Origin of the sequence: Dysgonomonas sp. 521, from assembly GCF_010501055.1 — a bacterium.
Taxonomy (GTDB): domain Bacteria; phylum Bacteroidota; class Bacteroidia; order Bacteroidales; family Dysgonomonadaceae; genus Dysgonomonas.
The window spans coordinates 1-13,105 of the sequence record NZ_QVMO01000093.1; the positions used below are offsets into that span (position 1 = coordinate 1).

A 13,105-nucleotide genomic window follows, 5' to 3' on the forward strand; every position below is an offset into this window, starting at 1 on the left:
AGTTTGCTAAGAATTTGAGCGAATAATGTTATTTTTGCCATGAGAGGTTCGTTTTTTGTGTTGCACCTCAAAGGTAACTTTAAGGAACAGAAAACGAAAACCTCTCACTTTTTATTTAGGACGCTATTGATACAATAAGTATTTCCCTTTATATAATACGGAATTGTAATGAATACCTTATATACTGCTTACAAAGAATGGATTGATATACTTTCCATAAATGGAAAAAGGGATAATTTAATTACCCCTTTTCTTAATACTTTGAAAGTATATTTATTTTGCTGCTTCGATAGATTTCTTACGGAAGTCTTTCAACGCTTTTTCGATTTCAAGAGAAACCTTCCTGGCACGTTGACCGGCTGCTTTATTACCACTTTCGATTTGAGAAGCTGCGTCTTTTGCAAATGTTGCAAAATCTTGATTTAATTTTTCTACTAAATTTTTCATTTGTTTTTATTTAAAAAAGTTTCGACAAAGATAATTTCATTTTAATAACAATCATAATGAATGACAGTTTAAGTATTAACAAAAAAAATAGAAATAAATTTCATAATCTGTGATTTTAAGAGCGATATTTTTTATTGAGAGATAAATAATATGATTGTACTATCTTTACTTCTAATTGATTAACTTTGCCACCTCATTAATTTTCGATTATGAATTTAGAAACTCTTACATCCGAGGTTTGCAAAATAGCAAAAGAAGGTGGTAATTTTTTAGCAAAGGAAAGAAAATCATTTAACAAAGAGCGTGTTGAAGAAAAGAATGCTCACGACTATGTGTCGTATGTAGATAAAGAAACCGAAAAGCTGCTGGTTGACAGGCTTTCGCAATTATTACCCGATGCCGGATTTATAACGGAAGAAGGCACTGTCGAGTTTGAAGTGAAAGATTATTACTGGATTATAGACCCTCTGGATGGAACCACCAATTATATACAAGACAATGCACCCTATTGTGTAAGTATCGCCTTAGCCACTGCTTCGGAAATACTGATAGGCGTGGTATACGAAATATGCCGAAATGAGTGTTTCTACGCATGGAGAGATGGGAAAGCCTACTTAGATGGAGAGCAAATACATGTATCTGAGACAGATAATATCAACAAAGCATTTATCGGGCTTGACCTGCCATATAATGATAAGGATTATAAACCCCTGATGAATCACCTGATAGATGCCTTGTATGGTAAAGTTTCCAGTATCCGTATAAACGGCTCCGCGGCCATGTCGATGTGCTATGTAGCAGCCGGACGCTTTGACGCATGGGCCGAAGCGTATATCAACCCTTGGGATTTTATGGCCGGAGCGTTGATTATTAAGGAAGCCGGAGGATATGTTACAGACTTTACCGGAAGCCTGTCCTTTTTTAAAGGTCATCACATTATCGCTTCTAATTCTCTATTACATAATTTCATGGAGAGCTTGATTCATCCCTTTCGCAACCAGATAACCGGCTTGTAATAAATAGAATACAACTTATCTATACCGCCCTGCTTTTAACACAAGGCGGTAAAGTAGGTATTGTCTGTCATCCATGCCCATACATTTGCCTGATTGGCAGCAACAAAATGGATTACCGGAGGTAGTCCTTCCTGCAAATAAGAGCATCATTGGTTTCGAAACTGTAAGCAAAAGTTTTTTACTGTTGCTGTAGTAATCTTCGTATACATCAGAGAGATAAACAAAACAGTCATGGTAAGATGCGACAGTAAATATTTCAGGTTACTTAATAGCGGAATTTCAGAATAATTGTACGATTATCAGTAACTTTTTTTCAAGAATTTATATTCTCTTTTCCTTCCTTATTATGTTTTATGTAGTGAGTGACTTCAATATTTTTCTCAAATTATACTCTTTTTCATCTTCTTGTTCATTCTGGCTTCTTTATTCACTACAGCACATACCATCTCGTTGGCACTATCAAGGCGAGAACGTTCAAGTTGTGCCAGATATGTATAAGTTGTCTTTTCATTGCTATGGCCCAGCCCCTCACTTATAACCCATAGAGGCAGATTTTCGCGCTTAGCTATAGAAGCCCAGCTATGACGCGATACATGTGTGGTCAGACTCAGGCCTATACTTGCCTGCTGCGCCAATTCTTTGAGGCGGCGATTCTGCATTCTCAATCCCGTTTCGTATTGCAGGCGTTCCTTTTTTCCCGGTGTGGTTATAACAGGAAATAAATAAGGGCTTTTGGTTACATCCTGAGTAAAGCTATCTATCAGCACCTGCATGATTGGTGTAATTTTTATTTCGATCAGCCCTCCTGTCTTTTTACGATAATAACGGATAATATTTCCCCGTATATTGTCCTTACGCAAAAAAGACAAGTCTATAAAGCACATTCCCCTTGCTTGAAAACAAAAAATAAAATAACGCCATGCATCATATAAAGATTTTTCCTGAGTACAAGACGGGCAGGTTCTTTTCTCCAGATAAGTAGCATATTTCATGTGCTGTAAACGTTGCATTTGCTCTGTACCTAATGCCCGCTTAGGTGTTCTTTTAAATCCGGTAAAGACCGCTTTGAACGGGTTTTCGCTTGTATAGGGAATCATCCCTTCATCTACTGCTCTATTACAAATAGCCCGCAGATTACGCATATAGAAGGAAATAGTATTTAAGCTCTTTCCTTTGGCTTTGAGATCCTGTTCGAAAGCCCGTATCAGTTCAGCTGTAATAGATAGAAGACTAATATCCTGACCTTTCACAAACTCGCTTAGCTTACGGTAAGATGAACGATAGGCTCGAGCCGTACGTTCTTTTCCATGCCTTTCCAAACGGCGCGAAAGTTGTTCGGCATATGTACTTAGCCCGTCTCTAGCTTTAAATGGAGGGCATAGTAAGACAGCAAAATCTTCCACCGAATAGAAATGATCTGGAAAAGAACTCATGGTCTTGTCAAAGGCTTTCCGCATGTGTTCCATATATTCCTGAACTTTTTCCAGATAAGATTTACGAGGCGCGTCGTCTGGTATCTGATCTTGCTGTAGAATTTCCCACTCTTGTGCATACAATTTGTAGGGACTGGAAATGGTTTTACTTCTACGAGTATGTACGAGACGCAAACACAAACGTCCCGGTGAGTCTGTGCCACAACTGGACAGACGAAGAATAAATGTAAGTGTAGACATAATTTTTTAATTTCCTTAATAAGTATAAATGATAACAAAGGTAAAAACAATTAGTCTCATTGTTTGTTTAGGCCACAGATATACATATAATCTTTATTATATAATTTAAATGCTTTATTCTAACGATGTTCTAATTTCTTTATAGTCTTTTACAAACATAAAAAAGGAAGTATCTACGCCGATACTCCCTTTCAAAATAACAAAACAGATTCTTATCCGTTTATCTTTTTCACATAAACAATACTATTAAAACTTTGCACGAAAATCCCCACTCGTTATCGTATCAGGCAACAATCTTTCCGAAGGTATAGCTCTTAATATGATACCAGCTTTTTCATCAAAAAATGAACATGGACAGTTTCCTATTTCTTTTCTTCTTTAAGATAGAGATACCAATATACTCCGCCCACAAGTAATGCACCGCCAATAAGGTTACCTATTGTCGCGGGAATAAGGTTATGTAAGATAAATTCGCTCCATGTGATAGCTGCGCCGGAATAAATAGCCGCAGGGATAAAGAACATATTGGCAATAGAGTGCTCATAACCAAGCGTTACGAATAACATAACAGGAATCCAGATTGCTATACATTTTCCTGAAATATCTTTTGCCGCATAACCCATAAACATCCCTAAGCATACCAGCCAGTTAGCCCCGATCCCTTTTAAAAGTACTTTGATAAAATCCTGACTGACCTTAGCCTCGGAGTAATGATGCAAGTAAGCCTGCCACGGTTCTTTATCCAATAGCCCGACCTCATAAGACAGTAAAAATGCAACGATCTGTGCTCCAACAAGGTTGAATAAGTATGACAATATCAGGAATTTGAAGAAAGTTCCAACGCCAATCTGTCTCTGTAACAATGGGTAGCTAAATGCCGCGCAGTCGCTGGTAAACAGGTCGGCTCCTGTAATGGAAACCATAATAAGCCCTATGGGAAATAATGCTCCGGCTACAAATTTTATTAATCCGGGATTCGATTCTCCAATACCCGGCATCCCACCCGCAACCATCACAGACAGCAGGCCGCCGAATGCAATGAAAACTCCGCCAAGAATGGCGATAAGCATAAATTTGAGTAATGGTAAATTCTTTTTATAAGTAGCTGACGCAGCAAAATTCAGTGTTATTTCTTTTGGCGAATAATAGTTTGCCATAGTTTGTTTGGTTAAATTTTCAATCCGTAAGACTTAAAAATACTGGATGCGCTTTCTATCTGTTCTGTAGTTGGAGGTTCTGTATCTTTCAGTTTGTATTCTATGCCCAGTTGCTCCCATTTGTGGGTTGCCATCTGGTGAAACGGCAGGATATCAACCCTTTCTATATTCTTAAACCTTGACGCATATTCAGCCCATTCGGTCAAGTCTTTTTCATCATCCGTATAATGTGGCACAAGTACATAGCGTAACCATACTGGCTTATCTACAGAAGCCAGATATTCCATAAATTTTAAGGCCGGCTCTAATGGGGCACTGGTTAATTCCTTGTATTTTACAGGGTTGATCTGTTTTATATCCAGCAGAACCAAGTCGGTATATTCAAGTAACTCCTTCACTTTATCATTCAGGAATATTCCGGATGTATCAAGAGCCGTATGAATACCATGCTCTTTACATATTTTGAAAAGTTCCAGTACAAATTCGGCCTGAAGCAACGGCTCTCCACCGGAAACAGTTATTCCGCCACGCACGAAGTTTTTCACTTTATCCAGTTCCCGATATACTTCTTGTGGCGCATATGAATATTTCGCATCCTTCTTTTCCCATGTGTCAGGGTTGTGACAATACAGGCAACGCAACGGGCAGCCCTGCATAAACAGGACGAAACGGATTCCCGGTCCGTCTTTTGTTCCGAACGTCTCGAAAGAATGTATGAAGCCTTGCATTAATTAAAGAATTTGTAGATAAAACAAAGTGAAGTTTTTAGGCTTCACTTTGTTCATAAATATTTAAATAGTTGTCGTTATTGTACGGTTTATCACATCCAACTGTTGTTCTTTGGTCAATTTCACAAAATTCACGGCATAACCCGATACGCGGATTGTCAACTGCGGATATTGCTCAGGATGTTCCATTGCATCTATAAGCAACTGGCGGTCAAATACATTTACATTCAGGTGATGTCCTGTCTGCAAGAAGTATCCGTCTAACAATCCTGACAGGTTTTGTGATTCTTCTTCACGGTTTTTGCCCAGAGTATTCGGTGTAATAGCAAACGTATAGGAAATACCGTCATTCGCATGCTCGAACGGAAGCTTAGCTACAGACGAAAGTGAAGCTACGGCACCCTTCGTGTCACGTCCGTGCATCGGATTGGCTCCGGGTGCAAACGGTGTTCCGTCGCGACGCCCATCAGGAGTATTACCTGTCTTTTTACCATATACTACATTCGAGGTAATGGTCAGTACCGACTGTGTAGGTATCGCATCTTTGTACATTTTACGTTTACGAATCTTGTTCATAAATTTCTCCACTATCTCTACAGCGAACTTATCGGTATTGTCATCATTGTTTCCAAAAGGAACATAATCGCCTTCTACAATGTAGTCTACCGCGTCATTGTCGGCATCCCTTACCACACGTACCTTGCCATACTTGATAGCGGCAAAGGAATCGGCGATAATAGACAGTCCTGATACACCGAAAGCCTGAGTGCGAACGATATCCACATCATGCAAAGCCATTTCCAATGCCTCGTATGAATACTTATCGTGCATATAGTGGATAATATTCAAAGCTTTCACATAAGTTTCCGCTACCCAGTCCAATGTGCGGTCGAATTTTTCCCATACTTCTTCAAAGTCGAGATAATCTCCTGACACTTTTTCTACCCAATGCTTAGGCAATACCTGTGCTTTGGTTTTTTCGTCCTTCCCACCGTTTATAGTGTAAAGAAGCGCTTTAGGCAAGTTAGCCCGTGCGCCGAAAAATTGCATCTGATGACCTATGCGCATAGGAGACACACAACAGGCAATACCGTAATCATCACCTAATTGCGGGCGCATTATATCGTCATTTTCATATTGTAGTGAAGATGTATCGATGGATACTTTCGCGCAATATCTCTTCCATGTTTCAGGCAGGCGGTCACTCCAAAGTATAGTCAGGTTAGGCTCTGGTGCCGGCCCTAAATTATACAGGGTATGCAACATGCGGTAACTGTTTTTAGTTACCATCGATTTCCCGTTATTAGTCATTCCTCCTAACGACTCGGTAACCCAGACCGGATCGCCGGAGAAGAGTTCGTTATATTCGTTGGTACGAAGGAACCGGACGATACGAAGTTTCATTACAAAATGATCTATCAGCTCCTGCGCATCTTTCTCCGTAATCAGGCCTTCTTTTAAATCGCGTTCGATATAAATATCCAGGAATGTAGTTACACGTCCCAGACTCATTGCAGCACCGTTCTGGTCTTTTATTGCACCCAAATATCCAAAATATGTCCATTGAATAGCCTCTTGTGCATTAGTCGCCGGATTTGATATATCGATGCCATAAGAAGCAGCCATACGTTTCAGGGCTTTCAGCGCTTGTATCTGTGAATTCAATTCTTCGCGAAGACGGATCAGGTCATCAGTCATTACTATCGGGTCACATTCCTTATATCGTTTTTCGCGTTCTGAGATTAAACGGTCTACTCCATAGAGTGCTATACGCCTGTAGTCACCAATGATACGTCCCCGCCCGTATGCATCAGGCAATCCTGTTAACAAACCATTACTTCTGGCTCGGCGGATACTGTCTGTATAGGCGGAGAAGACCCCTTCGTTATGTGTTTTGCGATATTTAGTGAATATTTCGGTTATAACCGGATCTAATTTATAGCCATATTCTTCGAGGCTCTGCTGTACCATACGCAACCCTCCGTTGGGGAAGATTGCCCTTTTGAGGGGTTTGTCTGTTTGTACACCGACTATTTTTTCCAATTCTTGGTCAATATAACCGGCTCCGTAAGCGTCAATTTGGGAAGGGATCTTAGTTTCGGCATCATAAACGCCTTTTTCTTTTTCCACCTTGAACATTTCACTAAGTTTATCCCATAATCTGGTGGTCGCTTCTGTTGGTTCTTCCAGAAAGGACTCGTCTCCGGCGTATTCTGTGTAGTTTTTAAGAATAAAATCGTTTACATTGATTTCTTCTTTCCACTTGCTTCCTTTAAAATCTTTATATGCTTCCATATTTATTAAAATAGATATAAAATATTATACATAAAAAACTTAAGTTATAATGATATAACCTGTTACTTGTGTTTTTTATGGTAATACTTTAACTTGAGTAGTTAACAGTCAGCAAAAATGAAGGCTGATAGTTGATAACCGATTACTGTCAATCAGTGGCACTTGGTATTGTTCAAAGAATTTTCCTGCTGTATTGTTAACTATTCACTGAAAAGAACTCACAGCAGCGGGTCTGTCAGGATTTATACCTGATTCCCTTTTCACCATTTTCTATGAATAATAGAAAATGACACCAAAATGTGATACAAAGGTAATAACTTTTATGTGAGTAATTTATTTGTTTTACTTTTTTTATGCTAAGAAAAGGCTTGTTTTGTAAACTCGATTTAACAATCCAGCTCTAAATAGGAACGTTTTAAGTAGCGAGGGCAGAACTAAAATTTATTTTTTGTTATGCCGAGTCACGAAATAACATTTACAGGAACGGAGTGTATGTAAAAACGACTAATGGAATTGAACTCTAAAAAAGATGCGTCCTCTTCTTTATGGCTTATAACAAGATATTAAAGGTTAAAATGACAGGGAAATTGCCTCTTTAATTCGATTTATGGAAAAGAAAAAGAGGCTGTTCGATTTCTCGATTCAGCCTCTTTACCTGGGGATAAATTTTATATTATCAATACTTTAACCTACAAATTCGCATTTATGGAATTCCACTTGTCTATTGCAGGGATAACTCCGGATTGAATTAGTTGATCTCTTAAATTGCATAGATGAACATAGCTTTCTTGTAAAGCCTTATGTTCATCCGTAGTACCTTCTACAATCTGATAATGTACTCCGCTTTTATCAAGTTTGGTTTCCATAGCCATCATAATATTTGAGAAATCTTTATTAGAGACATATACACCTACAGGCCAGTCGAAAGCGGAGCCGCCCATAACAGCCTGTATCATTTCCAATGACAGGTATGCCGGGCTCTGAAACGAAGAGCGTCCTCTTAGTTCTATAATTTTTTTTCCGCCTTGCACTACTTTTTCTTTGATTTCATTCCATGCTGTATCAGTAAGAGCCGAAGTTCCTATCAGGCTGTTTAAAGGCTTCCCATCTACAGTAGCAGTAGAAGAAAATACAGCCATCTGCTCTCCGTGACCTCCATACGTTCTGCAATTAGCCACTTTGTCGGGATGTATATTGAAATGTTTTGCTAACTCGTTTCGTAGCCTTGTGCTGTCTAAGGCGGCCAATGTAGATACCTGCGATGGTTTTAACCCGGAATATAACAACACAAGCAACCCTGTTATATCTGCGGGATTGAATATTACGACAACATGTTTTACATCCGGGCAATACTGTTTTACATCTTTACCAAACTGGATGGCGACTTCCGCATTACCCTTTAACAGATCTTCCCGGGTCATGCCTTCTTTGCGCGCTGCACCTCCCGACGTTACAATATATTTACTGCCTCTAAGCGCTTCTTCTATACTGTTGGTATATGTAATGTCAACTCCTTTAAATCCGCATTGCAGTAATTCTTCCGCAACGCCTTCCAGTCCTTTAGCATAAGGATCGTACAGGCAAATATTGGATGATAATCCCATGAGGATGGCTGATTGTGCCATATTAGAGCCGATCATTCCTGCGGCCCCGATGATTGTCAATTTTTCTGATGTAAGAAATTTCATGTTCTTATTATTTTATAGTTATAACTCTCAAATGTCCTGCTATGGAGCAATGAAAAAATTTAGTTCTGTTAATAGATAAACATAAGAAAGACTTATTTGTTTAAAACAACAATAATAAGTCAGTAAAATTTAAATAATATTACATAAAACAGAAAAAGATGATCGATCAGAAAAGAATGCATATAATCCACGGAATATTATTTGTTGCATTGTTTGCTTGTGCAGCATTCTACATCTCCGAGTTTCAGGTTTTGAAATATTTATCCTTTAGCCCCCTGATAATAGGGATTATTTTAGGAATGCTCTATGGTAATACACTCAAAAAGAATATGCCTGAAGCATGGCTTCCGGGAATTACCTTTTCATCTAAAAAATTACTAAGGCTGGCTATCGTCCTGTACGGTTTTCGCCTAACCTTCCAGAATGTCGTATCAGTAGGGCTTTCGGCTATTGTCATCGATATAATTATAATAGCAGGAACATTGTTTCTCGGATTATTACTGGGAAAATTGTTTAAAATAGATAAGGAGATATCATTGCTTACAAGTACAGGGAGTGCTATTTGTGGAGCAGCAGCGATATTAGGGATGGAGCCCGTATTGAACAATAAGCCACATAAGACCGCCATTGCTGTGTCCACTGTCGTCATATTCGGAACTATCGCCATGTTTCTATACCCTGTTTTGTACAGGAATGGAATATTGGAGCTAACCGATGAGCAATGGGGCCTTTACACAGGAGCTACGGTGCATGAGGTAGCCCATGTAGTGGGAGCAGGCGATGCAATGAGCAGTAGTATATCAGAGACAGCTATCATTGTGAAAATGATACGCGTTATGTTTCTGGCTCCTGTCTTATTAATATGTGCGCTTGTTGTTAGCCGGCAGGCAAAGCATACCGATGATGGCGCTTCAAAAGCTATAAAGATAACCATTCCCTGGTTTGCGTTTGGATTTATAGCAGTTATCGGATTTAACTCCTTAAATCTTTTGCCCCAGAACATTGTCGACGGTATTAATTATTTAGATACATTCTTATTGACGATGGCCATGACTGCGCTTGGTATGGAAACGCATTTGAGGAAGTTTAAAGAAGCGGGAGCCAAACCTTTTGTCTTAGCCTTTATCTTATTTCTTTGGCTGCTAATCGGAGGTTATTTTATAGTAAAATATATCCCTGTATTTTAAGTAACTGTTAGGAAATTTCACGAATTCTTTTTCATAAGAGAAAGGTTAAGAGTTCTTCGTTCATTTTTAGCTTGTTTTCGGCTAATTTTCTCTTTCACTCAGATCAAGTAGCCCGCTACTATCGCTTCGTGGAAATAAAAATTATCTCAAAAACAATTCTAAAATCAGAACGAGAAATTTCCTAACGGTTACTAAGTAACTGTTAGGAAATTTCACGAATTGGTTTTCGTATGAAAAAGATCTAGAGTTCTTCGTTCATTTTTAGCTTGTTTTCGGTTAATTTTCTCTTTCACTCAGCTCAAGTAGCCCGCTACTATCGCTTCGCGGAAGTAAAAATTATCTCAAAAACAATTCTAAAAATCAGAACGAGAAATTTCCTAACAGTTACTAAGAGCCTGTTTAAATTTTAGCGAAGATTTTTACAGAGGCATACAAACTTAAAAAGACGGTTTTTAAAAACCGTCTTTTTAAGTTTAGTCTTGTATAACTTTACATTTTTATGCATCTAACAGATTGCCCTTCTGCATTAAAATAGTGGCCTGGGCGTACACCTGGGATTCCTAAACCATATGTACCTAATAAAAAGTAGTAACCATAGTAATATTCGTCCCCAACAGGCCTGATACTAGTTCTGATCGAACTGGTCCAATAGCGCCCATGTTCTCCAACATTGCGAAGATCAGTATTGCTGGCATTAACTAGTTTATGGCTACGCGCACCACCAGCAGGCAAAAACAATGACGGAACAAATCCGGCACCGGCATTTGTACGTTTTATCATATAGCCGGTAGCTTTGTTGGTACCTCCAACCCATTGCCATGTATTAGCCGTTGCCGTTCCAGCACTATATTCATTACTTGGTATAGCATCTGCCCGGAAGATAGAAGTTAATTGCTCTAATGACGGCACTTTCCAACCAGTTGGGCAAGGATCTCCCGTTCCTTTTTTTGATGAATCGCTATCCCACAGCTTATTATCTTGCGGAGAACGCCAATCATCTTTATCTTCATCAGGGTTAGCATCGGAATTCAGCTGTATAAATTTACCGTATTTGGCATTCCCTGTCTTTACCTGTCCATTTGTATTTAAATCGGTGCCGGAGGCTTCACCTGTTACTCTTGTACTTGTACGGAGCTGATGATTGTCATCTTTTCTTCCCCACTGGTACAGGTCTCCGTAAAGGAAGCAAGGATCTGTATCCTTTTCAGCCCCTAAATTCACATGAGCTATTTCAAGTGTACCTTTAACCCCACTCGCATTAATCGTATTCACTGTGATAGCCTTCAGTTTACCTATTTCAGCTTCTACCACTTCTATTGTTTCTTTATTAGAATTCACTGTACTACAGGCATTTGACACTTTACAATATACCTCATATAAGCCTTGGGTTCCCTGGCCAAAGTTGTATGTTGCGGAAGTTTCACCGGGTACCGCATCTCCGTTTACATACCACTGATAGTCAGTGTTGCCATCACCTCCGGTTTTAATTACTTCAAGTGGTAATGTCTGATAAGTGAACATATAAGTGGCACAAGGCGTATAGGTGGCTTTTGTTATCACCGTACATATTCCCAGTGTCCGATAACTAACCTCTTCAGAACAATCATTCTTTGCTACTACTTTGTAATCTCCCAGATCATCGATTGTAGCATTCGTTTTAGTATATGTCGCACCTGTTCCTACAAGAGTCGGGCCACGATACCATTCATATTGCACAAAAGTGGCATCTGCAGGAGTCGCTTCCGCGGTCATGGAAATCGTAGAGCCGACAGCAAACTTTGTGGTTCCGGTGATTGTAATTCCTGTTATTTCCTCACAGTCTATAACTTCGCTCTCCACACAGCGAACCGAACGTCCGGTAGCCCGGCTGGTATTGTAATAAGCTGACCCGAAGAAGCCGTTGTAAAAGTCTATGCCGTATGCCCCATAAGGAGAGCTCATAAGAGAGGAAGTACTCCAATAAAGCCCAAGGGTTCCTACCTCAGTGAGTTTTCCGTTACTGTATTTTCGGTAGCCGCCAGCCGGCAGGTGAACCATTTTAGCAAAACGGTAGCCCTTACCACTCCACGACCAATTGCTGGTCATAGATAAAGCAATATCCCAAAATTTCTGGCTTGGAACCTTCCAGCCTGTAGGACAAGGATCACCAGGTATAGCTTTTGCCTGATTATAGCCCAACGTTCCATCTCCCCAAAGCGTATTCATTTTCGATATTGGACGCCAACTGAAAGGAGAATCAAATTGCTTGATAAACTTCTTTTCACGAATATTACCAACAGTTATTTGTCCATCGGAATTAAGATCCGAAATGGAAGCTATACCACTCTCTTCGGTGATATTATCATTCGTAGGATAATTCTCGCTGTTTCTTAGCTGATGCCCGTCAGCTCTTCTACCCCATTGGTACAAGTCTCCGAAACAGTTGCATGGATCGGTGTCTCTTTCAGCTCCCAGGTTGACGTGGGCAAAGGCTGTTTTTACCAGCTCTGTCCTACCCTCGTTCCATACCATTACATATATCGGATGCAGTTTTCCGTCACCTTCTGCCGGCCCTGCCTGTATTACTAGTACTTGGTAGTTAGCAGCTTTTATCATTTCACCATTAACCTCCATCTGGCAGGAGAAATCTACTACTTTTTTGAAATTACCAAGGTCGTCTTCTTCCAATTCGAGGCTTCCCGGAGTGTATCTGTATGTACTCGATGTTGCGCCTGCTATGGCTTCACCATTCACGATCCATTGATATGATGCAGGTGTGGCTCCACTATAGGATGCTGTGAGTTCCATCTCCTGATAGTTGAACATATAAGGGATGCAACGTAATCCTTCGGTCTCGGTCATCTTTTACAAGATTTATATAGTTTTTACCTTTGCATAGGAGAGAGTTAACGATAAATTAAGGAGCCATCAGTTT

The 13,105-nt window shown here is 39.7% G+C and carries 9 protein-coding genes; 2 read left to right on the forward strand and 7 right to left on the reverse strand.

Annotated elements, in window-relative coordinates; translation table 11 throughout:
* Positions 1 to 273: 273 nt before the first annotated feature.
* On the reverse strand, positions 274 to 447 hold the full coding sequence (locus tag D0T84_RS18835) for a histone H1 (RefSeq protein WP_163309404.1): 174 nt from the start codon (positions 445 to 447) through the stop codon (positions 274 to 276).
* Positions 448 to 656: 209 nt separating this feature from the next.
* Between D0T84_RS18835 and D0T84_RS18840 the strand changes: the two genes are divergently transcribed.
* Positions 657 to 1,463 carry an inositol monophosphatase family protein gene (locus D0T84_RS18840; RefSeq protein WP_163309405.1) on the forward strand — a complete coding sequence of 269 codons (807 nt, stop codon included), beginning with the start codon at positions 657 to 659 and terminating at the stop codon, positions 1,461 to 1,463.
* Between the two features lie 380 nt (positions 1,464 to 1,843).
* On the opposite strand, the gene D0T84_RS18845 is transcribed toward D0T84_RS18840, so the two are convergent.
* The 5 genes from D0T84_RS18845 to D0T84_RS18865 form a co-directional block, all read right to left on the reverse strand.
* Positions 1,844 to 3,136: a site-specific integrase gene (locus D0T84_RS18845; RefSeq protein ID WP_163309406.1), complete on the reverse strand. Its 1,293-nt coding sequence runs from the start codon at positions 3,134 to 3,136 to the stop codon at positions 1,844 to 1,846.
* 362 nt (positions 3,137 to 3,498) lie between these two features.
* The gene (locus tag D0T84_RS18850; RefSeq protein WP_163309407.1) at positions 3,499 to 4,293 is read right to left on the reverse strand and encodes a formate/nitrite transporter family protein; all 795 of its coding nucleotides are present in this window, start codon (positions 4,291 to 4,293) and stop codon (positions 3,499 to 3,501) included.
* Positions 4,294 to 4,304: 11 nt separating this feature from the next.
* On the reverse strand, positions 4,305 to 5,021 hold the full coding sequence (gene pflA, locus D0T84_RS18855; RefSeq protein ID WP_163309408.1) for a pyruvate formate-lyase-activating protein: 717 nt from the start codon (positions 5,019 to 5,021) through the stop codon (positions 4,305 to 4,307).
* Positions 5,022 to 5,084: 63 nt separating this feature from the next.
* The gene (gene pflB / locus D0T84_RS18860) at positions 5,085 to 7,316 is read right to left on the reverse strand and encodes a formate C-acetyltransferase (protein ID WP_163309409.1); all 2,232 of its coding nucleotides are present in this window, start codon (positions 7,314 to 7,316) and stop codon (positions 5,085 to 5,087) included.
* Between the two features lie 689 nt (positions 7,317 to 8,005).
* Positions 8,006 to 9,004 carry a malate dehydrogenase gene (locus D0T84_RS18865; RefSeq protein WP_163309410.1) on the reverse strand — a complete coding sequence of 333 codons (999 nt, stop codon included), beginning with the start codon at positions 9,002 to 9,004 and terminating at the stop codon, positions 8,006 to 8,008.
* Positions 9,005 to 9,162: 158 nt separating this feature from the next.
* Between D0T84_RS18865 and D0T84_RS18870 the strand changes: the two genes are divergently transcribed.
* Positions 9,163 to 10,191: a YeiH family protein gene (locus D0T84_RS18870; RefSeq protein WP_163309411.1), complete on the forward strand. Its 1,029-nt coding sequence runs from the start codon at positions 9,163 to 9,165 to the stop codon at positions 10,189 to 10,191.
* A 489-nt stretch (positions 10,192 to 10,680) separates the two neighbouring features.
* Here D0T84_RS18870 and D0T84_RS18875 read toward each other — a convergent pair whose 3' ends face one another.
* Complete coding sequence (locus D0T84_RS18875) at positions 10,681 to 13,032, reverse strand: FISUMP domain-containing protein (protein WP_163309412.1); 2,352 nt, start codon at positions 13,030 to 13,032, stop codon at positions 10,681 to 10,683.
* Positions 13,033 to 13,105: the final 73 nt, after the last annotated feature.

Bases quoted from the DNA above. Each gene is read 5' to 3' on its own strand.
- D0T84_RS18845 (WP_163309406.1), bottom strand. From the start codon at position 3,136: ATGTCTACACTTACATTTATTCTTCGTCTGTCCAGTTGTGGCACAGAC.
- D0T84_RS18875 (WP_163309412.1), bottom strand. From the start codon at position 13,032: ATGACCGAGACCGAAGGATTACGTTGCATCCCTTATATGTTCAACTAT.
- D0T84_RS18865 (WP_163309410.1), bottom strand. From the start codon at position 9,004: ATGAAATTTCTTACATCAGAAAAATTGACAATCATCGGGGCCGCAGGA.
- D0T84_RS18870 (WP_163309411.1), top strand. From the start codon at position 9,163: ATGATCGATCAGAAAAGAATGCATATAATCCACGGAATATTATTTGTT.
- D0T84_RS18850 (WP_163309407.1), bottom strand. From the start codon at position 4,293: ATGGCAAACTATTATTCGCCAAAAGAAATAACACTGAATTTTGCTGCG.
- pflB (WP_163309409.1), bottom strand. From the start codon at position 7,316: ATGGAAGCATATAAAGATTTTAAAGGAAGCAAGTGGAAAGAAGAAATC.
- D0T84_RS18840 (WP_163309405.1), top strand. From the start codon at position 657: ATGAATTTAGAAACTCTTACATCCGAGGTTTGCAAAATAGCAAAAGAA.
- pflA (WP_163309408.1), bottom strand. From the start codon at position 5,021: ATGCAAGGCTTCATACATTCTTTCGAGACGTTCGGAACAAAAGACGGA.
- D0T84_RS18835 (WP_163309404.1), bottom strand. From the start codon at position 447: ATGAAAAATTTAGTAGAAAAATTAAATCAAGATTTTGCAACATTTGCA.